The 22,080-nt window shown below is 65.2% G+C and carries 19 protein-coding genes; 5 read left to right on the forward strand and 14 right to left on the reverse strand.

Annotated features, from left to right (window positions below):
• Nucleotides 1–113: 113 nt before the first annotated feature.
• The 9 genes from ACO6VM_RS03605 to ACO6VM_RS03645 all read right to left on the reverse strand — a co-directional run bounded on the left by ACO6VM_RS03605 (nt 114) and on the right by ACO6VM_RS03645 (nt 11,332).
• A complete protein-coding gene (locus tag ACO6VM_RS03605) occupies nt 114–290 on the reverse strand; it encodes a hypothetical protein (protein ID WP_167409860.1) in 177 nt (58 codons plus the stop codon).
• Between the two features lie 329 nt (nt 291–619).
• On the reverse strand, nt 620–1,750 hold the full coding sequence (locus ACO6VM_RS03610; RefSeq protein ID WP_401056803.1) for a lactonase family protein: 1,131 nt from the start codon (nt 1,748–1,750) through the stop codon (nt 620–622).
• Nucleotides 1,716–2,006, reverse strand: coding sequence for a DUF5629 family protein (locus ACO6VM_RS03615; protein WP_401056802.1), 291 nt, complete (start codon nt 2,004–2,006; stop codon nt 1,716–1,718). Before ACO6VM_RS03615 ends, ACO6VM_RS03610 begins: the two co-directional genes overlap by 35 nt.
• A 183-nt stretch (nt 2,007–2,189) precedes the next feature.
• Nucleotides 2,190–4,583 carry an efflux RND transporter permease subunit gene (locus ACO6VM_RS03620; protein ID WP_125857933.1) on the reverse strand — a complete coding sequence of 798 codons (2,394 nt, stop codon included), beginning with the start codon at nt 4,581–4,583 and terminating at the stop codon, nt 2,190–2,192.
• Nucleotides 4,580–5,611, reverse strand: a complete 1,032-nt coding sequence (locus ACO6VM_RS03625; protein ID WP_422402772.1) for a WD40/YVTN/BNR-like repeat-containing protein — start codon at nt 5,609–5,611, stop codon at nt 4,580–4,582. The genes ACO6VM_RS03620 and ACO6VM_RS03625 overlap by 4 nt, the downstream gene beginning before the upstream one ends.
• 339 nt (nt 5,612–5,950) lie before the next feature.
• A complete protein-coding gene (locus ACO6VM_RS03630; RefSeq protein ID WP_422402773.1) occupies nt 5,951–8,173 on the reverse strand; it encodes a TonB-dependent siderophore receptor in 2,223 nt (740 codons plus the stop codon).
• A 158-nt stretch (nt 8,174–8,331) separates the two neighbouring features.
• Nucleotides 8,332–9,750: a short-chain fatty acid transporter gene (locus tag ACO6VM_RS03635; protein ID WP_125463894.1), complete on the reverse strand. Its 1,419-nt coding sequence runs from the start codon at nt 9,748–9,750 to the stop codon at nt 8,332–8,334.
• 191 nt (nt 9,751–9,941) lie between these two features.
• Complete coding sequence (locus ACO6VM_RS03640; protein WP_401057412.1) at nt 9,942–10,598, reverse strand: CoA transferase subunit B; 657 nt, start codon at nt 10,596–10,598, stop codon at nt 9,942–9,944.
• Nucleotides 10,599–10,633: 35 nt separating this feature from the next.
• A complete protein-coding gene (locus ACO6VM_RS03645) occupies nt 10,634–11,332 on the reverse strand; it encodes a CoA transferase subunit A (protein ID WP_125463892.1) in 699 nt (232 codons plus the stop codon).
• A 120-nt stretch (nt 11,333–11,452) separates the two neighbouring features.
• Here ACO6VM_RS03645 and ACO6VM_RS03650 point away from each other — a divergent pair, with 120 nt between their 5' ends.
• Nucleotides 11,453–12,358 (forward strand): LysR family transcriptional regulator, encoded by a 906-nt coding sequence (locus ACO6VM_RS03650; protein ID WP_401057413.1) that lies wholly within the window; start codon nt 11,453–11,455, stop codon nt 12,356–12,358.
• Complete coding sequence (locus ACO6VM_RS03655) at nt 12,346–13,167, forward strand: aldo/keto reductase (RefSeq protein ID WP_401057414.1); 822 nt, start codon at nt 12,346–12,348, stop codon at nt 13,165–13,167. Before ACO6VM_RS03650 ends, ACO6VM_RS03655 begins: the two co-directional genes overlap by 13 nt.
• Nucleotides 13,168–13,223: 56 nt before the next feature.
• Here ACO6VM_RS03655 and ACO6VM_RS03660 read toward each other — a convergent pair whose 3' ends face one another.
• Genes ACO6VM_RS03660 through lexA form a run of 4 tightly spaced genes read right to left on the reverse strand, consistent with a single transcriptional unit; the run spans nt 13,224 to nt 18,954 of the window.
• Nucleotides 13,224–16,325 (reverse strand): error-prone DNA polymerase, encoded by a 3,102-nt coding sequence (locus tag ACO6VM_RS03660; RefSeq protein WP_401057447.1) that lies wholly within the window; start codon nt 16,323–16,325, stop codon nt 13,224–13,226.
• A complete protein-coding gene (locus tag ACO6VM_RS03665) occupies nt 16,301–17,719 on the reverse strand; it encodes a Y-family DNA polymerase (RefSeq protein WP_422402774.1) in 1,419 nt (472 codons plus the stop codon). The genes ACO6VM_RS03660 and ACO6VM_RS03665 overlap by 25 nt, the downstream gene beginning before the upstream one ends.
• A 6-nt stretch (nt 17,720–17,725) precedes the next feature.
• Entirely contained in the window at nt 17,726–18,337 is a 612-nt protein-coding gene (gene imuA / locus ACO6VM_RS03670; RefSeq protein WP_401057416.1) for a translesion DNA synthesis-associated protein ImuA, read from the reverse strand.
• Complete coding sequence (gene lexA, locus ACO6VM_RS03675) at nt 18,337–18,954, reverse strand: transcriptional repressor LexA (RefSeq protein WP_189654545.1); 618 nt, start codon at nt 18,952–18,954, stop codon at nt 18,337–18,339. The genes imuA and lexA overlap by 1 nt, the downstream gene beginning before the upstream one ends.
• Before the next feature lie 93 nt (nt 18,955–19,047).
• On the opposite strand from lexA, the gene ACO6VM_RS03680 reads away from it, so the two are divergent.
• Together ACO6VM_RS03680 and ACO6VM_RS03685 are read left to right on the forward strand one after the other, a co-directional pair.
• Nucleotides 19,048–19,713, forward strand: coding sequence for an HAD family hydrolase (locus tag ACO6VM_RS03680; protein WP_401057417.1), 666 nt, complete (start codon nt 19,048–19,050; stop codon nt 19,711–19,713).
• Between the two features lie 465 nt (nt 19,714–20,178).
• Complete coding sequence (locus ACO6VM_RS03685; protein ID WP_401057418.1) at nt 20,179–20,907, forward strand: DUF899 domain-containing protein; 729 nt, start codon at nt 20,179–20,181, stop codon at nt 20,905–20,907.
• 10 nt (nt 20,908–20,917) lie between these two features.
• Here ACO6VM_RS03685 and ACO6VM_RS03690 read toward each other — a convergent pair whose 3' ends face one another.
• Nucleotides 20,918–21,499 (reverse strand): flavin reductase family protein, encoded by a 582-nt coding sequence (locus ACO6VM_RS03690; protein ID WP_125858449.1) that lies wholly within the window; start codon nt 21,497–21,499, stop codon nt 20,918–20,920.
• A 235-nt stretch (nt 21,500–21,734) separates the two neighbouring features.
• Between ACO6VM_RS03690 and ACO6VM_RS03695 the strand changes: the two genes are divergently transcribed.
• Complete coding sequence (locus ACO6VM_RS03695; protein WP_401057448.1) at nt 21,735–22,073, forward strand: hypothetical protein; 339 nt, start codon at nt 21,735–21,737, stop codon at nt 22,071–22,073.
• Nucleotides 22,074–22,080 lie beyond the last annotated feature (7 nt).

Genomic DNA, 22,080 nt, shown 5'->3' on the forward strand with positions numbered 1-22,080 from the left:
CAACAGCACTACCGCCGTGATACGCCACATCATGCTCTGCCCCTTGGAGAGTCAAAAATTTAGCGTCAAATTAAATCACATGGCGTTGTGCTATTACCAATGGCTTTACACACTCAATTGGAGTGCTTGCTCAGGGCGGCGTGGAAATGCGCGCTCTGTTGCAGGTATTTGTCGGTGTAGCTGTGGGTAGTGGACGGCTTGCTGCTGTGTTCGGCCTGCGCGTGTGCTGGCAGCACGACCGAGGCGGAGATGGCGGAAGCGGCGATGAGCGAGAAGAGATTGAAGTTCATGTGGGCGGACCTCGACTTCGGTGGTTTGACGTTGGCCCGTCGGGGCCTTGGGTCAAAACTTACGCCGATGGGGGCGCCTGCTGAAATTCATTGCGGCAGTAGCGAATATCACTTGGATCGATAGTAGCCTGCTCCCACCTGACCGCGCCGAACTCAAGACCTGCACTCTACCTGTGGGAGCGGCGGTTCGCCGCTGCGATTTACCCGCGAAGATGAACCTAGGTGCCTGGCACGGGCTTTGCCCGTGTTCGCGGGTAAACCCGCTCCCACAGAAATCGCGCAGCTGTTTGAATGGCGAGCAAGACAGTTGCCCCCACAAGCAAGACTTATCACTCGAGGAACTTGAGGTCCGACGGCGCCGGCTGGTCGAACTTCTGTACGGTCTGGCCCAGGGTGCCCTTGCGCGGATCGCGGTGCATGACCACGATCTGGTTGCTCTTCTGGTTGGCTACCAGCAGGAAGTCGCCACTGGGGTCGAGGGTGAACTCCCGGGGATGATCGCCCTCCACCGAGCGGCGCTGCAGCAGGGTCAGCTGGCCGTCGTTCTTGCCCACCTCATACACCACGATCTCATTGGCCGTGCCACGGTTGCTGACGTAAAGGAAACGGCCGTCCGCCGACAAGTGCAGCCCGCCGGCGGCTTTGGCGGCGGGGTCCTTGAGGTCGGTCAGCGGCAAGCGCTGGCGCTCGGTGAGCGCGCCATCCTGGGCATCGAAAACCACCACTTCGGCGCTCATTTCCAGGGTCAGGTAGGCGTGCTTGCCCTTGGCGTCGAACAGCAGATGCCGCGGCCCGCTGCCCGGCGGCAGGTCGACCGCTGGCGGGATCGCCGGGCTCAGCGGGTGTTCGGGGCTGGCGCCGTCGTAGCGGTAGATGAACACCTTGTCCGCGCCCAGGTCGCAGGCGTACAGGTGGCGACCATCGGGCGACAGCACCAGCGAATGCACATGGGCACCGGCCTGGCGCTCGGGGTTGACCTTGCTCGGCGCATGCCGCGCCTGCTGCACCACCGCTTTGAGCTTGCCGTCCTTCGCCACCGGGATCACCACCAGGCTGCCGCCGGGGTTGGGGGCGACGGCGTAGTTGGCAACAAACAGGTAGCGCTGGTCGTGGCTGAGGCTGGCGTGGGTCGGCTCGTCGCCCTGGCTGGGTACCTGGTTCAGCGGTTTGATCTCGCCCTTGCTGCTCAGCGAAAAGCTGCTGGCATGGCCTTGCGCAGTCTCGTTGACCGCGAACAGCAAGCGCTGGTCGGCGGACAGCACCAGCCATGACGGGCTGACCGCCTTGACCACTTGCTGGGGCTTGGCATCGATGTGGCCGTTGCGCTCGTCAAAACCGTAGCGGTAGATGCCCTGGCTGGGGCCATCGGTGTAGCTGCCCACCAGCAAGGTGGCGGCGTTGGCATTGATTGCAAGGGTCATGAGGCTAGCGGTCAGCAGGCTCGTCCACGTCCGATTCATCGTCTTCTTCATCCGGGGCTCTGAAAGCACTCATACAGACTAGACGATGCTCGCCCTCGGCAGAGGCCAGCTGCCAGTCGTCGCCCGCGCCAGTGGCCGCGGCGACTTGCTCGGGGGTGAAGGTCCAGCGGCGCAGCTGGCGGCCGTCCATGCACTCGATCACAAGGCCGGTTTCGTCGAAGGTGAAGTCGAAGGCGTGCAGGCCGTCGATCAGCAGCATGTCGCAGGCTGCGAGGGTGGTGGCGAGGGTAGTCATGGGGTCACCAGGGCAGAAAAGGTGGCCATTATATCCTCCGGAGCCACCGCACAGGCTGTCGGCTTGCCAGCCATCAACTGCCACGCCGAACGTGGGAGCGGGCTTGCCCCGCGATGACGTCAGCCTGGGCATCATCACCGCCTGACCGACCGCCATCGCGGGGCAAGCCCGCTCCCACATACGTCAATGGGCGAAGATCGACCCGCCCTCCTTGCCCGCCAGCTTCTCCGGCTTGATCAGGAACCGCGCCAGCGCCGGCAGCAGCCACAGTGCACCGAACATGTTCCACAGCAGCATGAAGGTCAGCATGAGGCCCATGTCGGCCTGGAACTTGATGGCCGAGAAGATCCAGGTGCACACGCCGATGGCCAGGCACAGGCCGGTGAACAGCACCGCCTTGCCGGTGGAGCGCAGCGTCTGGTAGTAGGCCTCCTGCAGTGGCAGGCCTGCGCGCAGGAAGCTTTCCAGACGGCTGTAGATGTAGATGCCGTAGTCCACGCCGATCCCCACACCCAGCGCAACCACCGGCAGCGTGGCGACCTTCACGCCAATGCCCATGAACGCCATCAGCGCGTTGCCCAGCACCGAGGTGAGCACCAGCGGCAGCACGATGCACAGGGTGGCGGCGAAGGAGCGGAAGGTGATCATGCACATCACCGCCACGCACAGGTAGACCAGGATCAGGATGGTCAGCTCGGCCGACTTGATCACTTCGTTGGTCGCTGCCTCGATACCGGCGTTACCCGCCGCCAGGAGGAACTGCAGGCCGTCCTTGTTGTGGCTGTCGGCAAAGGCCTTGGCCGCGGCGGTGACCCGCTCCAGGGTTTCGGCCTTGTGGTCGTTGAGGAACACCAGCACCGGTGCCAGCGAGCAGTCGCCGTTGTACAGGCCGTCGGCACGGGCGATGGAGTTGTTGAGGATGCCCGGGTTGCGCGACAGCGTCTCCCACTTCAGGCTGCCCTCGTTCATGCCCTTGATGACCTGTTTGGACACGGTCACCAGGGAGATGGTCGATTGCACGCCCGGGGTGTTGTCCATGGTCCACATCAACTCGTCGATGGGCGCCATGGTCGAGTGGATCGAGCAGCTCTCGGCCGGGGTCTTGACCATGATCACCAGCACGTCGGAACTGGTCGAGTAGTTGCTGATGATGAAGCGGTTGTCCTGGTTGTAGCGCGAGTCGGGGCGCAGTTCCGGGGCACCCTGGTCGAGGTCGCCGATCTTCAGGTTCTGGCTGTACCAGAGGCCGCCGGCGAAGGCCAGCAGTGCCAGCACGATGGACACCGGCGCCACCTTGGGGCTGGCGAAGTTGGCCAGCAGGCGCCAGAACGGATGCTCGCGGGTAGCGTCCTTCTTGCTGCGGGCAATGGCCTTCTGGCTGATGCCGACATAGCTGATGGCCACGGGCAGCAGGATCAGGTTGGTGAAGACGATCACCGCCACGCCGATCGAGGCGCCGATGGCCAGCTCGCGAATCACCCCGATATCGATGATCAGCAGGGTGATGAAGCCCACGGCGTCGGCCAGGATGGCGATCATCCCCGGCAGGAACAACTGGCGGAAAGTACGCCGGGCTGCGGTCAGGGCATTGTCGGCGTCACTGGACTGCAAGGCGATGCCGTTGATCTTCTGCACCCCGTGGGAGATGCCGATGGCGAAGATCAGGAACGGCACGAGCATCGAATACGGATCGAGCCCGAAGCCCACCGCATGCATAAGCCCCAACTGCCAGACCACCGCCACCAGGGTGGTGATCAGCACGGCGATGGTGCTGCGGATGCACCAGGTGAACCAGTACAGCAGCGCCCAGGTGATCACCAGCGCGATGCCGAAGAACATCGCCACCATCACCAGGCCGTCGATCAGGTCACCGACCTTCTTGGCGAAGCCGACGATGTGGATCTTGACGTTGGGGTTCTGCGCCTGGAACTTGTCGCGGATCTTTTCTTCCAGCTGATGGGAGAACTGCTGGTAGTCGAGCTTGACCTGCTTGCCCGGGTCCTGGGGGTCGGGGAAGCTCTCCAGCAACGGAATGTCGACGATGCTGGACTTGAAGTTGTTGGCCACCAGGCGCCCGACCTGGCCCGACTTGAGCACGTTGTCGCGCAGGGTGTCGAGGCTGCCCTGCGAGCCGTTGTAGGTATTGGGGATCACCTCGCCGCCGGAGAAGCCCTCTTCGGTGACTTCGCTCCAGCGCACGCTGGGGCTCCACAACGACTTGAGGCCGGCGCGGTCGACGCCGGGGATGTAGAACACCTCGTCATGGATCTGCCGCAGCGTTTCCATGTAGTCCTTGTCGAAGATGTCGCCGTTGACCGCCTCGACCGAGATGCGCACGGTGTTGCCGAGGTTGGCCAGGTCGTTGCGGTGCTCCATCATCTGCTCGATGAAGGGGTGCTGCAGCGGGATCATCTTTTCGAAACTGGTGGACGGGCGGATCTGCGTGGCCTGCCAGAACAGGAACAGGCTCACCAGCACGCAGATGGCGATGACCATGGGGCGGTTGTTGAAGATCAGGCGTTCCAGCAGGGTGGCCTTGTCCTTGTGCTGCATGTCGAAGCTCTCCCGGCTGGTCATGGGCGCACCTCCTGGGTGCCGTCGGCCGATGCCAGGTGCACACCGCCCTGCCCTACCAGCAGCAGGCCGCCGCCGGCGAGGCCGCTGACCCCGGCCAAAGCGACGCGGTCGGCGCGGTTGCGCACGCTGAAGCTCTGCCCGTCGTCGTGGCTGCGCAGCACGCTGCCGCCGTTACCGACCAGTACCACGCTGCCGTCCTCGAGAAGCGTAGCGCTTGCCAGGCCGAATTCGAGCGGGCCACGCTCGGCCCGAAGCTCGATCGGCTGCCAGCTGTCCCCGAAATCGGTGGAACGGAACAAGTTGCCGCGCAGGCCGTAGGCCAGCAGGGTGTTGGGCTGGGCGGTACCGATCACGCCGAACAACGAGCCCTCGTAGGGGCTTTCGACTTTCGACCAGCTCTGGCCGTTGTCGCTGGAGCGGAACATGCTGCCCTGCTCGCCAACGATGAACAGGCCGGCGCCTTTCACCAAGGTGATGGCGTTGAGGTGCAATTGATCGGGGTTGTCCAGGCGCTCGCCGACGTCTTGCCAGTGCTGGCCACCGTCGAGGGTTTCGAGCACCGAGCCATAGGCGCCAACGGCAAAACCCTGTTGCGGGTCGAGCATGCGCACATCGAGCAGCGGGGCTTCGCGGGAGCGGTCTTCGAACTGCTTGCTCCAGGTCGCGCCGCCGTCGCTGCTGGCGAGGATCTGCGCATCATGGCCAACGGCCCAGCCGCGCTTGTCATCGAGGAAGAACACGGCGGTGAGCAGTTGCCGGGTGGGTACCCGGGCCTGAGTCCAGGTCTTGCCCTGGTCGTCGGAGAACAGGATATGGCCGCGATCGCCGACCACCACCAGGCGCTTGCCTGCGTGGGTGGCACCGATCAACAGGCTCTGGCTGGCCTTGGCCGACTCGACCGAGTATTCCTCGGCGGCTACCGCCGCATCGACGCTGCCCGCCCATGCCGCCAGTGCCAGCGCCAGCATCGCGCTGGCCGCCAATGGCCAGGCGCCGTACCGGCCCCGTGCCGTGATCCGCTCTCTCATGACTGCCCCTTTTGTGTTCTTGTGCTGGGTCAATCTATTGCCAGGTGCCGAGAAACCCTGTTCCAGAGCCCTGGAATAGCTTCGGGCCATCCTATCGGGGTAATCCGACAGAAAACAACGAGCGGGACGTTATGTTTTGTTAACCGGCAAAAACATCGCGGGGCAAGCCCGCTCCCACGCCGATCACCGTGGGAGCGGGCTTGTCCCGCGATGGAGCGCGAAGCGCTCCTGTACTCGATATCGAATAGTGTCAAAGACGCCGCGAATTCAGGCGTTGCTGCAGATCGCGGGGCAAGCCCGCTCCCACAACGATGGATGACCATACTTTTCGTACAGAGCCTAGAGTTTCCAGTCCAGGCTGACCATCATCGTCCGTGGCTCGCCGTGATACACCCCGTTATAGAAGCCCAGGTTGTTGTAATAGTGCTCGTCGAACAGGTTCTTCACGTTCAGCGAAGCCGACAGGTGTTCGTCGAACTGATACCGCGCCATCAGCCCCACCACCGAGAAGGCCTTCTGGCTGATCTCGTCGCGCACCGTGATGATCGAACCGTTCGCCGCCCGACCCACTGGCCGGTTGGCCTGCTTGTGGGTATCGCTCTGCCAGTCCAGGGTGCCACCCACGGTCAACGCCGGCGTCAACTTGTAGGTGGTCGAGAAGCGCACCAGGTTCAGCGGCTGCTCGGGGTTCTTGCGCTGCTTGTCGGCGTTGGCCGCGTGGGTGTAGCTGTAGCCCAGGCTCATTTGCCAGTCGGGGCGCACTTCGCCGGCAATCTCGGCCTCGAAGCCTTCGACGACGTTGCCCTTGCCGCCGGATTTGTAGAACACCTCGTTGCCGTTGGGCGGTACCGAATCGTCCTGCTCGGCGACGTTGTCCTGTTTGCTGCGGTACACCGCGCTGCTGAGGTTGAGCCGGTCGTCCATCAGGCTGCCTTTGACGCCCACTTCGTAGACCTTGCCGACGATGGGTTCGAGGTACTGGCGGTTTTTGTCACGTACCGACTGCGGGTTGAAGATGTCGGTGTAGCTGGCATAGACGGTGTACTGCTCGGTAAGGTCGTACAGCACCCCGGCATACGGCGTCCACTGATCGTTCTGGGTCTGCTTGCTGGGCGTCAGTTCGGTGCCATTCTGCGCCTCGTCGTACGACCACTCGCGGCTTTCTGTCTGCCAGCTGCCATAGCGGCTGCCGAGCACAAAGTGTAGGCGGTCGGTGGGGTTGAGCCGGGTGGCGATGTAGCCGGCCTTCTGTTTGGTGGAGTCACGCGATTCATCGAGCCCGGTATCGATATCCTGGAACTTGGCGATGCTGCTCATGTACTTCCAGTCCAGGATCTTCTGGTAACCGTCGGGCAGTGGCCCTCTGATGAAGTAAGGCGACGTGTTGCGCCGCTCGGATTCACCATAACCGACCATGAAGTCGTGGCTACGGCCGAACAGCTGGTAAGGGCCTGCCAGGTTGAAGTCGATGGCGTCCATCTGCTCTTCGCCGCTGAAATGCTGATACCAGGCATTCATGCCGCTGCGGTCGGCGGCGGGGAAACCGTTGCCGCCGTAGTACACCTTGCCATCGCTGTCGGACTCGCGATGGGTATAGGCGAGCTTGAGCAGCCAGTCGTTGGCCAGGCGTTGGTCGAGGGTGGCGAACACCGTCTGGTCTTTCAACGGCCAGGACGACCAGGGCGCGGCCAGGTTGGTCGAGCGCGGCAGGTCGGCCTTGCCGCCAGTGGCGTTCCAGTACGGCACGGTGCCCCAGGAGGCCCCTTGTACGTGCTTGTTCTGGTAGTCGTAGCCCACTGCAAGCACGGTGCTGTCAGTCAGGTCGGCTTCGAGGATGCCGTAGGCCACCTCACGCTGGCTGGCATATTTGTCCATGAACGACTGGCTGTCACGGTAGGCCAGCACCGTGCGCCCGCGCAGGCGCCCTTCAAGGCCCAGCGGTCCGCCGACGTCGAGGTAGCCGTGGTAGTTGTCGTAGCTGCCGGCACTGGCACCAGTGCTGATCGCCAGCTGCGAGGTCGGGCGCTTGCGCACCATGGCGATGGTCCCGGACGGGTCGCCCGCCCCGGTGGTCAAGCCGGTGGCACCACGCACCACCTCGATACGGTCGTAGATGATGGTGTCCGAATCGGACTTGAGGCTCGAGAAGGTATTGAGCATCCCATCGATCTGGAAGTTGTTGATCGAATAGCCCCGCGAATAATAAATCGGCCGCTCGGAGTCGTTGCGCTGCACGGTGACACCGGTGACATGGGTCATGGCTTCGGAGAGCGTGTCGAGCTGGAAGTCGTCGAGCTGCTGACGGGTCAGCACCGAGACCGATTGCGGGGTTTCCTTGATCGACAGGTTCAGGCGCGTCGCTGCGCTCATGCTGCCGGTGGTGTAGGAGCCGCTGTGCTCGGTGGTGCTGCCCAGGCCCTGGGCGAGAATCTCGGTGGTGCCGAGTTCCAGCACGTTGTCGTCGGACCGCTGTTCGGTCTCTTCTGCCTGCGCAAACGGGCTGACGGCGGTGGCACACAGGCCCAGGGTAAGGGCCATGGAACGGCTGATGGGCGCGAACATCGCTGCCTGTCTCCTTGTTCGTTTCGATGAAAGTCCTTGGCTGCCGACCGGGCGGCATTCACATGAAAACGAATCGCACATGCGAATCGTTATCGATATGTCATCGAAACGTAAAAAAGGGCGGTACCTGACCGCCCTTCCCTGGCACTACCCGAGCCTTACGGCATCACGGGCGGCACGTACTGCAAGGTCGTACCCAGCGCCCACAGCAGCACCAGCACCAGCGGCACATGCACCAGCAGCTGGACGAACGAGAAGCCAATCAGGTCGCGCGCTTTCAGGCCCAGCACGCCCAGCAGCGGCAGCATGTAGAACGGGTTGATCAGGTTCGGCAGCGCCTCGGCGGCGTTGTAGATCTGCACCGCCCAGCCCAGGTGGTACTGCAGGTCGTTGGCCACCAGCATCACGTAGGGCGCCTCGATGATCCACTTGCCACCGCCGGACGGGATGAAGAAGCCCAGCACCGCCGAGTACACCCCCATCAACAACGCGTAGGTGTCATGGGTGGCGATCTGGGTGAAGAACACCGAGATGTGGTGGGCCAGAGTCGCACCGTCGACACCCTTGACCTGGGTGAGGATGGCGGCGATCGAACCGTACAGCGGGAACTGGATCAGCACCCCGGTAGTGGTCGGCACCGCGCGGGCCACGGCATCGAGGAAGCTGCGCGGGCGCCAGTGCAGCAAGGCGCCGAGCATGATGAACAGCAGGTTGTAGGTGTTCAGCCCGGAAATCGCGGTGATCGCAGGCTTGGTGGCGAACTCCTGGTACAGCCAGCCGCCGGCCAGGGCCACCAGCAGCAGGATCAGGATCGGGCTGTACTCCAGCCACTCGCCCGGGCGCGTGCGCTGCGGCGCCGGCGGTGCGCTGAAGCTGGGGTCGACGCCGCAGTCTTGCGCACTGCGCGCGCTGTTCGGCCCCGGTGCGGTGGCATAGGCGATCACCAGCGAGACGATCACCAGCGCCGCCAGCATGACCCCGGACTGCCAGAGGAAGATGGTTTCGGTGAACGGGATCACCCCGGTGATGGACAGGATCGACGGCGGCAGGCTGGCCGGGTTGGCCTGCAACTGCGCCGCCGACGACGACAGCCCCAGTGCCCATACTGCGCCGAGCCCCAGGTAGGCAGCGGCACCGGCGGCGCGATAATCCATCTTCAAGTCGGTGCGACGAGCCAGGGCGCGCACCAGCAGGCCGCCGAACACCAGCGACAGGCCCCAGTTGAGCAACGAGGCGAGCATCGAGATCAGCGCCACCCAGCAAACGGCCGAACGGCCGTTTTTCGGCAGCCGCGCCAGGCGGTCGATCAGCCGCGCGGCAGGTGGCGAGCTGGCCACCACATAACCGCCGATGACCACGAAGGCCATCTGCATGGTGAACGGGATCAGGCTCCAGAAGCCATCGCCGAAGGCCTTGGCGGTGTCGGTGGGCTTGCCGCCCATCACCAGCGCGCCCAGGCACACCAGCATCACGGCCAGGGCGGCGAACACCCAGGAGTCGGGGAACCAGCGTTCGGCCCAGTTGGAGCAGCGCAGGGCAAAGCGAGCGGAGCGGCTGTCTTGGATATCAGCGGCCACGGGGTTTTCCTTTTATTTGTTTTTTTGATTTTCAACACTGAAGCAACGCAAAAGCCCTGTGGGAGCGAAGTCGTGGGAGCGGGCTTGCCCCGCGATAGCGCCCTACCAGGCGATCGTGGCACCTGGTCTGACGCTATCGCGGGGCAAGCCCGCTCCCACGGGTCCGCACCCACAGGGCGGGTGATGCTTGATTAGAAAGTCATTTCCTTGACATCGTCCGGCACGATCAGCTTGCCGGCGGTTTTCTCGATGATCTCTTCGATGCTCACCCCTGGCGCAGTCTCGCGCAGGATGAAGGCACCGTTTTCGATTTCCAGGTAGGCCAGGTCGGTCAGCACCTTGCGGATGCAACCGGCGCCGGTCAGCGGCAGGCTGCATTGGGGCAACAGCTTGGACTCGCCATCCTTGGAGGCGTGGGTCATGGTGACGATGATGTTGTCGGCACCGGCCACCAGGTCCATGGCCCCGCCCATGCCCTTGACCAGCTTGCCGGGGATCATCCACGAGGCGATGTTGCCTTCCACGTCCACTTCAAAAGCGCCGAGCACGGTGAGGTCGACGTGGCCGCCACGGATCATGGCGAAGGATTGCGCCGAGTCGAAGATCGACGCGCCGCGGCGGGCAGTGACGGTCTGCTTGCCGGCGTTGATCATGTCGGCGTCGATGGTGGCTTCGGTGGGGAATTCGCCCATGCCCAGCAGGCCGTTTTCCGACTGCAGCATCACGTCCATGTCGGCAGGCACGTAGTTGGCCACCAGGGTGGGGATGCCGATACCGAGGTTGACGTAGTAGCCGTCTTTGAGTTCACGGGCGACGCGTTGGGCCATTTGTTCGCGGGTCAGTGCCATGGTCAGGATCTCTTTGTTGTTCTTGAGGATGGCGCTCAGGCCTTGACGGTGCGCTTTTCGATGCGCTTCTCGAAGGTGCCGACGATGACCCGGTCGACGTAGATGCCCGGGGTGTGGATCTCGCTGGGCAGCAGCACGCCGGGCTCGACGATCTCTTCGACCTCGACCACGGTGATCTTGCCGGCGGTGGCGGCCAGCGGGTTGAAGTTCTGCGCGGTGTTGCGATACACCACATTGCCGTAGTGGTCGGCTTTCCAGCCCTTGACGATGGCGAAGTCGCCGGTGATCGACTCTTCGAGGATGTACTTGCGGCCTTTGAACTCGCGGACTTCCTTGCCGTCGGCGACCGGGGTGCCGTAGCCGGTGGCGGTATAGAAGGCTGGAATGCCGGCGCCGCCTGCGCGCATCTTCTCGGCCAGGGTGCCTTGCGGGGTGAGCTCCACTTCCAGTTCGCCGCTGAGCAGCTGGCGTTCGAATTCAGCGTTCTCGCCCACGTAGGAGGCGATCATCTTGCGGATCTGCCGGTCTTCCAGCAGTACACCCAGGCCGAAGCCATCAACGCCGCAGTTGTTGGAGACCACGGTCAGGCCCTTGACGCCCAGGCGCTTGATCTGGGCAATCAGGTTTTCCGGGATGCCGCACAGGCCGAAGCCGCCGGCCAGTACCGTCATGTTGTCGGTCAGGCCTGCCAGGGCCTCTTCGTAGGTTGCTACACGCTTGTCCAGTCCGGCCATGCTCAGTCGCCTTTTGTAGTTGTTGGAACCGTGCGGTCATCTTCACTGTAGTCGACTGATTTGTTAATTTTGTTTTCGTCATCGATTGATAACTTTTGCAAAACAAAGGGCAAGCCAGCCATGAACGTCAAGCAACTGCGCGCCTTCGTCACCGTGGCCAAATACCAGAGCTTCGCCCAGGCCGGGGAGCACCTGCATGTGTCGCAACCGGCTTTGAGCCTGACCATCAAGGCGCTGGAGGACAACCTCGGCGGCGCCCTGCTCACCCGTACCACCCGCAGCGTCAGCCTCACCCCCGAGGGCGAGGTGCTGCTGCCCCTGGCCCGGCGCCTGCTGGCCGACTGGGACGACACCGAAGAGATGCTGCGCCAGCGCTTCACCCTGCAGCTGGGCAGGGTGTCGGTGGCGGCCATGCCCTCCTTCGCCGGCAACTTGCTGCCGCAGTCGCTGAAAGTGTTCCGCCAGCGCTACCCGAAAGTGAACGTCACCGTGCACGACGTGATCAACGAACAGGTGCTGGAACTGGTGCGCCACCGCCGTGTCGAGCTGGGCATCGGTTTCGAGCCCGACGGCAGCGAGGCGCTACGCTTCCACCCGCTGTACATGGACCGTTTCGTCGCCGTGGTGCCCGCCGACTCGCCCCTCGCCCGCCAGCCCCAGGTGCGCTGGCACGAGCTGTTGGCAGAAGACTTCATCGCCCTGCAACGGCCGTCGGCAGTGCGCCTGTTACTCGAACAACACCTGGTGGCCGGGCACGGCAAGCTGACGGTGGCATTCGAGAGCCACCAGCTGTCGACCATCGGCCGCATGGTCGCCAGCGGCCTGGGCGTGAGCGCCGTGCCGGCCCTGTGCATCGGCCAGATGCAAGAGCTCGGCGCCCGCTGCGTGCCGCTGGTCGAACCCACCGTAGAGCGGCGCATCGGCGTGATCGCCCTGGCCGACCACAAACTGTCACGGGCCGCCGAAGCGCTGCTCGACGTGCTGCTGACCCATACCCATCCACAGGAGGTGACATGCGTTACGTGAATCTGGCGGGAACCCGCGTGCCGACCATTGGCCAGGGCACCTGGTACATGGGCGAAGACCCAGGCAGCAAGGCGGCCGAAGTGGCGGCGCTGCAACAAGGCATCGACCTGGGCCTGAGCCTGATCGATACCGCCGAAATGTACGCCGAGGGCGGCGCCGAACAGGTGGTCGGCCAGGCCATCGCCGGGCGTCGCGACCAGGTATTCCTGGTCAGCAAGGTCTACCCGCACAACGCCAGCCGGCGCGGCTTGCCGACGGCGTGCGAACGCAGCCTCAAGCGGCTGGGTACCGAGTGCATCGACCTGTACCTGCTGCATTGGCGCGGGCAGTATCCGCTCGAGGAGACCGTCGAGGCCTTCGAGCGCTTGATCGAGCAGGGCAAGATCCGCCGCTGGGGCGTGTCCAACTTCGACCTGGATGACCTGCAGGAGCTGGACAACCCGGCCTGCGCCACCAACCAGGTGCTGTACAACCCGGCCGAGCGTGGCATCGAGTTCGACCTGCTGCCTTGGAGCCGCCAGCAGCAACTGCCGACCATGGCTTACTGCCCACTGGCCCAGGCCGGGCGACTGCTGCATCACCCGGTGCTGGTTGAAATTGCTGCGCGTCATGCTGCGACGCCGGCGCAGGTGAGCCTGGCATGGGTCACACGTGGCGAAGGGGTGATTGCGATTCCCAAGGCCGTGAACCCGGCGCATGTGCGCTTGAATGCAGCGGCGCAGGACCTGGTGCTGACCGAGGCGGACTTGCAGGCGATTGACCTGGCGTTTGCGGCGCCGACGCGCAAGCAGAGATTGGCGATGGTGTAGGCCCTATCGCGGGGCAAGCCCGCTCCCACGAGGTATGCGTGGCCCCGCGATGGCGCTCAATGAAAGTCGCGGCTGCGCACATCCAGCCCCTGCAGCAAGGGGCTGATGTCCTCCAACCGCCGGGCGATCAGATGGCGCACGCCCTGCTCCTGCTCCAGCCGCCCGCTCACCTTGAGCAACCGCGCGCCCACCAGCGCCTGTCGCTGCCGTTCGGCCAGCGCCCGCCAGACCACCACATTGACCATGCCATGCTCGTCCTCGAGGGTGACGAAGGTCACGCCGCTGGCCGTTTGCGGTCGCTGGCGCCCAACCACCAGGCCGGCCACGGCAATGCTGTCGCCATGCTCGACTTCGGCCAGTTGCGCTGAACTGCGACAGCCCAAGGCGCGCAGGCGCGGGCGCAGCAAGGCCAGCGGATGCGAGCCGAGCGTGGTGCCGAGGGTGTCGTAATCGGCCATCAGGTCCTCGGCCACGCTGGGTACGGGCAGCTCAACCGGTGCTTCTGCTGCTGCCTCGACCTGGGCGAACAGCGGTAGCTGCGCCTGCACTGCCGCCACCTGCCAGCGCGCCTGGTGCCGGTCGCGGGCCAGCGCCCGAAGCGCACCGGCATCGGCGAGCCGGGCACAGGCGCGGCTGTCGAGCCCGGCGCGCAGGCAGAGGTCCTCGACATCACGCCAGGGCCGTTGTGCCCGCGCCTGCTCCAGGCGCCGGGCATCGCCTTCGCCAAAGCCGCGGATCTGCCGCAACCCCAGGCGGATGGCCAACGCACCCTCGCCCTCCGGCTCCAGGGTGCAGTCCCACTGGCTGTGCTCGACATCCACCGGGCGTACCGCAATGCCCTGCCGACGCGCTTCCTGCAACAGCTGGTCGGGGCTGTAGAAGCCCATGGGCCAGCTATTGATCAAGGCACAGGTGAAGATCGCCGGTTCGTGGCATTTGAGCCAACTGCTGGCGTAGCACAGCAGGGCGAAACTGGCGGCGTGGGACTCGGGAAAACCATAGCTGCCGAAACCCTTGATCTGCTCGAAGATGCGCTCGGCAAAGGACAGCTCGTAACCATTGCGCAGCATGCCCTCGATCAGCCTGACCCGGTGAGGTTCAAGGCCGCCGTGGCGCTTCCACGCCGCCATGCTGCGGCGCAGCTGGTCGGCCTCGCCGGGGCTGTAGTCGGCAGCGACCATGGCCAGTTCCATCACCTGCTCCTGGAACAGCGGTACGCCCAAGGTACGGTGGAACACTTCGCGCAGTTTTTCCGAGGGGTAGCTGACCGGTTCCTGGCCCAGCCGGCGGCGCAGGTAGGGGTGGACCATATCGCCCTGGATCGGCCCCGGCCGCACGATCGCCACTTCGATCACCAGGTCGTAGAAGGTATTGGGTTTGAGCCTGGGCAACATGGCCATCTGCGCCCGCGATTCGATCTGGAACACGCCCATGGTTTCGGCACGGCTGATCATGGCGTAGGTGGCCGGGTCTTCCCCGGGGATGCTGGCCAGGGTCAGCTCACGCCCACGGTGCAGGGCGATCAGGTCGAAGCAGCGGCGCAGCGCGCTGAGCATGCCCAGCGCCAGCACATCGACCTTGAGCAGGCCGACCATGTCCAGGTCGTCCTTGTCCCACTGGATCACCGTGCGGTCTTCCATCGCCGCGTTTTCCACCGGCACCAGTTCGTGCAGCGGTTGCTGGGAAATGACGAAACCACCCGGATGCTGTGACAGGTGCCGGGGGAAGCCGATCAGCTCGCCGGCCAGTACCAGGATTCGCCGCAGCGAGGGGCTCTGTGCATCGAAGCCGGCCTCGGCCAGGCGTTCGGCATCCGGAATGCGGTCGCTCCAGCGCCCACAACACTTGGCCAGGGCGTCCACCTGGTCGGCTGGCAACCCCAGCGCCCGTGCCACATCGCGCACCGCCCCGGCGGCGTGGTAACTGCTGACCACTGCGGTGAGCGCGGCCCGGTGCCGGCCATAGCGGCGGAACACATACTGGATCACTTCTTCGCGGCGATCGTGCTCGAAGTCCACGTCGATGTCCGGCGGCTCGTTGCGCTCGCGTGACAGAAAGCGCTCGAACAGCAGGCGGTGCACCGTGGGATCGAGCTCGGTGATACCCAGCACATAGCACACCACCGAGTTGGCCGCCGAACCGCGGCCCTGGCAGAGAATGTGCTGGCTGCGTGCGAAGGCGACGATGTCGTGCACGGTGAGGAAGTAACTGTCGTAGCCCAATTCCTCGATCAGCGCGAGCTCCTTGTCCAGCAGGCCGCGTACCTTGTCGGTTACCCCGTTGGGCCAACGCCTGGGCAGGCCCTGCTCGCACAATTGGCGCAACCAGCTGGCGGGCGTATGGGCTTCAGGGACCAGCTCGCGTGGGTACTGATATTTGAGCTCCGAAAGATCGAAGCTGCAGCGCTTGGCGATAACCAGGGTTTCGGCCAGCAGGTGCGGGGGATGGAGTTCGTGCAATTGATCGAGCGGGCGCAGGTGACGCTCGCCATTGGCGAACAGCAAACGCCCCGCCTCGGCCACCGGGCAATGGGCGCGGATCGCGGTGATGCAGTCCTGCAGCGCGCGACGCCCCCGCACATGCATGTGCACATCGCCGCAGGCCACCAGCGGCACGGCCAGTTGTGCGCCCAAGGCGTACAGCTGTGCCAGGCGTGCGCCATCGTCGGCTGCGCGATGCAGATGCACGGCCAGCCACAGCCGCTCACCGAACAGTGCATGCAGTTGCTGCCCGACACTGACTGGCGCATCGGCTTCAGGCACCCACAACGCCAGCAACCCCTGATGATGGGCTGCAAGGTCCTCGGCCAGCAGCCGGTAGCTGCCCTTTGGCGCCCGGCGCCGTGCCCGGGTGATCAGCGCACACAGGTTCTGGTAACCGCCAAGGTCCTGCACCAGCAGCACCAGTTTGGGCCCTTGTTCCACCCGCACTTCACTGCCGACGATCAGCTTGAGGCCATGCTCACGGGCGGCCTGCCAGGCCCGGACGATGCCCGCCAGGGTGCACTCGTCAGTAATGGCCAGGGCCTGGTAGCCCTGCTCACGGGCACGGCGAAACAGTTCGTCGGCACTGGAGGCGCCGCGCTGGAAGCTGAAGTTCGACAGGCAATGCAGCTCTGCGTAGCCCTGGCCGTTCACGCGAACCAGCCCTGCAACCAGAGCGGCCCGGGGGCCGCGAGGTCACGGAAGGCCCAGCCGCGCAGGCCATCGCGGGTTTCGATACGGTAGTAATCACGCCGCACATCCCCCCCGTCCCACCAACCGGACTCGATGCGTTCGGCGTGCCCCAGCAGTTGCACGCCAGCCTCGGGCAGCGCTTGGGGTTCAGGCAGCAGCCAGCCGGGGCGGCTGCCCGGCGCCATGACCAACTGGCCTGGCGCGCCCTGCTCCGCGCCCTGCCAGGCACATTCAGGACGATGATCGGCTTCGGCGCGCAGGCCCTTGACGGCTTCATCGCCAAGGCGTGCCCGCAGGCGTTCGCGCAGTTGCTCCCAGGGTTGTGCCTGCTGGGCGCGTGGGTCGAACAATGCCTGGTGCTGGGGCACGAACGGCGGCAGATCGGCCGCCACCAGGCGCAGGTTGCGCACCGGCGCCGGAATGCGCAGCGGCTCCAGGCGCCCTCGCGCCAGTTCGAAGAGCATTGCGCCATCACGCTCGGCAGCCAGCAGGCCAACCTTGAGCACGGTATCCGGGCCCTCGGCGTGCTCCAGGTACAGCTCGAACCGCTGCACGCCGCAATCGCGGCCGGCGAGGAACGCCGCCAGGTCGCTGAGCAACCGGCGCAAGGGAAACAACAGGGCCTGGTGCGACTCGACATCGAAGTTCAGCTCCAGCCGTGCTTCGAAGCGCTCGGGCGGTTGGTAGAACGCCAGCCCCAGCGAGCGCTGGCCGAACAGTTGATCCAGGTGCAGTTGCACCTGGCTGCTGAAGCGCCGGGCCAGGGCATCACGGGGCAGCGCCACGACCTGGCCCAGCCGGTGCAGGCCCATGCGTGCGAAGGCCGCGCTGGCCTCAGGTGGCAGGCCGGCCCGTTCGATGGGCAGGTCGAGCAAGGCTGCCCGGGTCTGGTCGGGGCTGGTCACGGCCAGCCCATCGTGGGCATTGGCGATCATCCGCGCCGCCACCGGGTTGCTGGCCAGCACAATGCGCTGACGCAGGCCCAGCCCGGCCAGCTCTTCGCGCAGGCGTGCCTCGAACAGGGGCCAGGGCCCGAACAGTTGCAGGCTCGACCCCACCTCCAGCAGCAGCGCACGGGGATAGTGCAGGCTGACTTGAGCACTGAAGCGGTAGGCCCAGGCGGCCAGCAGCTGTTGCAACTGGTCGATGCACGCGGGCTCGACTTCGACGCAGGTGAAACCATCGGCCAGGGCGCGGGCCGTGGGCAGCGGCTGCCCGGCGCGCAACCCCAGCCTGGCGGCGGCCGGGCTGACCGCCTGCAGCACACGGCGCTGGCCAGGCCCTCCCAGCAGCACCAGAGGGGTATCAGGGTCGTCGCGTTGGCGCAGGACGCTGTCCAGCGCCAGCTGCGGGAACAGGATGCAGGCCCAGAGCATGGTGCTTCAGCCCCGGGCAATAGGGCTGGCGGGGGGCAGGCCGCCCCGGCACTTGAGCACCCGCCACTGGGGCGGGCGGGTGTCGATGGCGATCCGCAGCGCGGCGGGTGACGGGTTGAGTGCGGCCTGCTGCGGGCGGCAGGCGAACGCCAGTGCGTTACCGGTTTCCGCCGCCACCTGCAGGCGACGCAAGGCCTTGTCATCGGCGCGCCCCGGCCAGCACAGCACCGCCGCGCAACTGCCCGAGCGCAGGCATTGCTCGGCGGCCCACAGGGCATCGTCACGCTCGCTGTCGACCTGCACCAGCCAACGCAGGTCGACACCCGCTGCCTGCCAGGCCGGGGCATAGGGAATGAAGGGTGGGGCCACCAGCACGACCCGCTCACTGGCGGCGGTCAGCCGTGCCAGCGTCGGCCAGAGCAACTGCAGCTCACCCACGCCTGGGCTGGCCAGCAGCAACTCGCTCAATGCCGCCGCCGGCCAGCCGCCCTCTGGCAGCCGTGCATCGAGCGCGGCATGCCCGCTGGGCTGCAAGCCAACCGGCCGGGCCTGGGCCTGCCGGCCGCGCCACACCTGGCGCTGGTCGAGCAGCCGGTCGAGGTCGACCACCGCGCCCATCAGTCACGCCTCAGCAAGCCGCAGAACACGCCTTCGATGAAGAACTCGTGCTCGGGGCCTACGTCGATGGGTTGGTAGTGCGGGTTGCGTGGCAACAGGCGGTAGCCGTCGCGGGTGTGCTGCAGGCGCTTGATGGTGACCTCGCCATCGAGCCGGGCGACCACGATCTGGCCGTCGCGCGCCTCGCCCTGCTGGCGGATGCCGACCAGGTCGCCATCGAAGATACCGTCGTCGACCATCGAGTCGCCACGCACCTTGAGCAGGTAGTCGGGGGTACGGCGAAACAGACTAGGGTCGAGCAGCAATTGCTCGTGAATGTCGAGATCGGGACCGATGGGAGCGCCTGCGGCGACCTGGCCGAGCACCGGCAGTTCGAGAATCTCCGGCCGGCGCAGCGGCTCGGCCAGGCGGATACCGCGCGCCTGGTTGGGGGTGACGTCGATGAAGCCGCCCTGGCACAGGGCGGTGATGTGTTTGCGCGCCACGCTGCGCGAGGCAAAACCGAAGCGCTCGGCGATATCGGCCAGCGAGGGCGGCTGGCCATGTTCGGTGATGCGCTCACGAATGAAATCGAGAATGGCGCGGCGTTTGGGGGTCAGATTGTCCATGGAGCACATTTGTACTCTTTTTGTGAAACACTGAACAGCCCCCTTCGTCGTCGGCTTTGGCTATGATGCTGCTGAATTGATTCTTCAACGCCAGGATGCCCGATGCTTACCGCCTTGCTGTTCGACCTCGATGGGACGCTCACCGACACCGATACCCTGCACCTGCAGGCCTTCCGCCAGCTCCTGCACGATTACGATGGCCGCGAACTGACCCAGGAGCAGTTCGACCTGCAGGTCAGCGGCCGCTCCAACGGTTTGCTGTTCGCCGACCTGTTCCCTCAGGCCGATGCGGCCCAGCGCCAGGCCCTGGCCGAGCGCAAGGAGGCGCTGTTCCGCGAACTGTCACCGAGCCTCGAACCCCTGCCCGGCCTGCTGCGCCTGCTCGACCATGCCCGGCAACATGCGGTGGGCGTGTGCGTAGTGACCAATGCGCCGCGGCTGAACGCCGAGCACATGCTCGGGGCCATGGGGCTGGATGGACGTTTCGAACATGTGCTGGTGGCCGATGAGCTGGCCAGGCCAAAGCCGGACCCGCTGCCCTACCTGACCGGGCTGCAGCGTTTGCAGGCTGAAGCCGGGCAGGCGCTGGCTTTTGAGGATTCGTTGCCGGGGGTCAAGGCGGCCAGCGATGCCGGTATTTATACGGTGGGTTTGGCTACCACGCAGACGGCCGAGCGCCTGCATGGGGCTGGGTCGCAGCTGGTGATCGACGACTTCAATGACCCGCGGTTGTGGGCCTTGATTGAGCGGATGCAGGGAGAGGGTTGAGATTGGATGTGGGCTGACAGGTGTCCGCCTGGATATCTCCAGCGCCCTTGAGATCGAGCGCCGCCCGCGCGGCGCATCGCGGGACAAGCCCGCTCCCACATTTGTTTCGGGCCAATTATGCCTGTGAGGGTACCGCTGCCCGCTTTGGTGCATGTCTCAAGTTGGGCGAGGCGCCAGCAGTGCCCACCTTGATACCGCGTCGTACCAACAAGGCGGGCCAGGTGATGGCACAGGACATATTGGCCCGAAACAGATGTGGGAGCGGGCTTGTCCCGCGATGCGCCGCGCGGGCGGCGCTCGATCTGATAGGCGCTGGAGATGTCCAGGCAGGCACCTGTCAGCCCACACACTTTCTCAAGCTATAAACAACCCACCCCACCACTCGTCGCCCCCACCCGCTCCCCGTCGATTCCCCGAACGCCCATTCGACCACTCAATGAATCCCCTCAGCGCGGAGCGCGCCTCATGAACACGCTCGACAACAATCACCCGGTGGTCACCCGCAGCCAATGGCTCGCCGCCCGCCGGCAACTGTGGCTGCATGAAAAAGCCCTCACCCACCAACGCGATGAACTCGCCGCCGCCCGCCGTGCCCTGCCCTGGGTACAGGTCGAAGAAAACTACCGTTTCCACGGCCCCGACGGCGAACTGGCCCTGGCCGACCTGTTCGCCGGGCGCAGCCAGCTGCTGGTCTACCACTTCATGTTCGCCGAGGGCTGGAACGAAGGCTGCCCGGGCTGCTCCTTTCTCGCCGACCATTTCGACGGCGCCAACCTGCACCTGGCCCATCACGACGTGTCGCTGGTGGCGGTATCACGCGCACCCTTTGGCGAATTCCAGGCGTTCCGCCAGCGCATGGGCTGGCGCTTTCCCTGGTATTCCTCCCACGACAGCCGTTTCAACCAGGACTTTGGCGTGAGCGTGGCCACCGATGGCAGCGCCGAGTACAACTACGCGCCCTACTCCGGCAACGAGGCGGAGCTTCCGGGCTTGAGCGCGTTCATTCGCGACCGCGACGGCAGCGTCTATCACACCTACTCCACCTACGCCCGCGGGCTGGACATCCTGGTCAATACCTACAACTTCCTCGACCTGGCCCCACTGGGGCGCAACGAGGGCGGGACGATGGACTGGGTGCGCCACCACGACCGCTACGAAGGCGCCCCTGGCAAGCCGCACTGCTGCGGGGAATGACGGGTTCGATTCATTCGCCCTGGTCGATCACCAGCGGCTCGCCAATGGCATAGAAGTGCCCGCCCGCCACGTAATGCAGGCTGCGCCAGTCGGGGTCGGCATGCTCGTAGGCCCAGTGCCCGTCGCGGAACACCCGGTCATCGGCCCAGGCCGCGACCACTTCGCCGATGAACAGGTCGTAGGTTTGCTGGTTGTGCGGCTCGTCGATCACCCGGCACATCAGCCAGGCCGAGCAGCCGTTGACCAGCGGCGCCTCGAACCCGGCGACGCGGGCCAGCTCGACACCGATACGCGCCAGCTTGTCGGGCTGGTCGAACAGGCTCTGGTTGCCCACCTGGTGGGTGAGCCGTGCCTGGGCGGCGTTGGGCACCTGCAGCACGAACCAGCCACTGCCCTCCACCAACTGGCGGGTACGGGCGCTCTTGTCGAGCACCACGGTCACCTTGGGCGGGTCGAAGTCCAAAGCACAGGCCCAGGCGGCAGCCATCACATTGTCGACCCCGGCATGGCTGGCCGAAACCAGCACGGTGGGGCCGTGGTTGAGCAGGCGATAGGCCTTGGTCAGGTCGACGGGCTGGAAGTGGCTGTGCATGGCAAACCTCGGCGCTACGCAGGGGGACAGGTCGGCCATTGTGCCGCAGCGGGCATAGCGGCGACAGCGCTGATCCTGATCAAGGCAAGGCGCGGGGCACTCGCATAATTTATGACTCTTCCTACAATTCAGTCGGAAGCAGCCCGCTTTCCGTCTTACGCCTGCAAAAACATGATCGGACCTGGATGTCGTCATGCCCGCCCTGCGCGGCCAGCCCACCCGACGAGGCCTCACCATGCCCGAGCACACCCGCCACACCGAAGCCCTGCAACACACCCTGCGCCAGCTGCTGGCCCATGAGGTCAGCAACCCCGATGACAACCCGCACCTGTCCGGCGTGCGCTTTTTTTGCGCCACCGACGAGCACACCCGCCAACTGATCGAGCGCGTCGAGCTGCTGGCCAGCGAAGCCTTCTTCGACGAACAGGGTCGCGCCATCCCGGCGCACATGCAGGCTGCGGCCGTCGATGGCATCAGCATCCGGCAGAAACGCAAGGCGCCGCAGGACGAGACGGTGATCCGCATCGCCCTGCCCGACAAAGGCTATATCACCATCAGTACCGCCCGCCTTTGACGCGTTG

The organism is Pseudomonas sp. GZD-209 (genome assembly GCF_049310485.1).
In the GTDB taxonomy this organism is placed as follows: domain Bacteria; phylum Pseudomonadota; class Gammaproteobacteria; order Pseudomonadales; family Pseudomonadaceae; genus Aquipseudomonas; species Aquipseudomonas sichuanensis.

Excerpts from the sequence above, each read along its gene's own strand:
- ACO6VM_RS03655 (WP_401057414.1), top strand. The coding sequence starts at position 12,346 with ATGCGTTACGTGAATCTGGCGGGAACCCGCGTGCCGACCATTGGCCAG.
- imuA (WP_401057416.1), bottom strand. The coding sequence starts at position 18,337 with ATGGGCGCGGTGGTCGACCTCGACCGGCTGCTCGACCAGCGCCAGGTG.
- ACO6VM_RS03650 (WP_401057413.1), top strand. The coding sequence starts at position 11,453 with ATGAACGTCAAGCAACTGCGCGCCTTCGTCACCGTGGCCAAATACCAG.
- ACO6VM_RS03630 (WP_422402773.1), bottom strand. The coding sequence starts at position 8,173 with ATGTTCGCGCCCATCAGCCGTTCCATGGCCCTTACCCTGGGCCTGTGT.
- lexA (WP_189654545.1), bottom strand. The coding sequence starts at position 18,954 with ATGTGCTCCATGGACAATCTGACCCCCAAACGCCGCGCCATTCTCGAT.
- ACO6VM_RS03645 (WP_125463892.1), bottom strand. The coding sequence starts at position 11,332 with ATGGCCGGACTGGACAAGCGTGTAGCAACCTACGAAGAGGCCCTGGCA.
- ACO6VM_RS03685 (WP_401057418.1), top strand. The coding sequence starts at position 20,179 with ATGAACACGCTCGACAACAATCACCCGGTGGTCACCCGCAGCCAATGG.
- ACO6VM_RS03620 (WP_125857933.1), bottom strand. The coding sequence starts at position 4,583 with ATGACCAGCCGGGAGAGCTTCGACATGCAGCACAAGGACAAGGCCACC.
- ACO6VM_RS03665 (WP_422402774.1), bottom strand. The coding sequence starts at position 17,719 with ATGCTCTGGGCCTGCATCCTGTTCCCGCAGCTGGCGCTGGACAGCGTC.
- ACO6VM_RS03610 (WP_401056803.1), bottom strand. The coding sequence starts at position 1,750 with ATGAATCGGACGTGGACGAGCCTGCTGACCGCTAGCCTCATGACCCTT.
- ACO6VM_RS03605 (WP_167409860.1), bottom strand. The coding sequence starts at position 290 with ATGAACTTCAATCTCTTCTCGCTCATCGCCGCTTCCGCCATCTCCGCC.
- ACO6VM_RS03615 (WP_401056802.1), bottom strand. The coding sequence starts at position 2,006 with ATGACTACCCTCGCCACCACCCTCGCAGCCTGCGACATGCTGCTGATC.
- ACO6VM_RS03625 (WP_422402772.1), bottom strand. The coding sequence starts at position 5,611 with ATGAGAGAGCGGATCACGGCACGGGGCCGGTACGGCGCCTGGCCATTG.
- ACO6VM_RS03695 (WP_401057448.1), top strand. The coding sequence starts at position 21,735 with ATGCCCGAGCACACCCGCCACACCGAAGCCCTGCAACACACCCTGCGC.
- ACO6VM_RS03690 (WP_125858449.1), bottom strand. The coding sequence starts at position 21,499 with ATGCACAGCCACTTCCAGCCCGTCGACCTGACCAAGGCCTATCGCCTG.
- ACO6VM_RS03640 (WP_401057412.1), bottom strand. The coding sequence starts at position 10,598 with ATGGCACTGACCCGCGAACAAATGGCCCAACGCGTCGCCCGTGAACTC.
- ACO6VM_RS03680 (WP_401057417.1), top strand. The coding sequence starts at position 19,048 with ATGCTTACCGCCTTGCTGTTCGACCTCGATGGGACGCTCACCGACACC.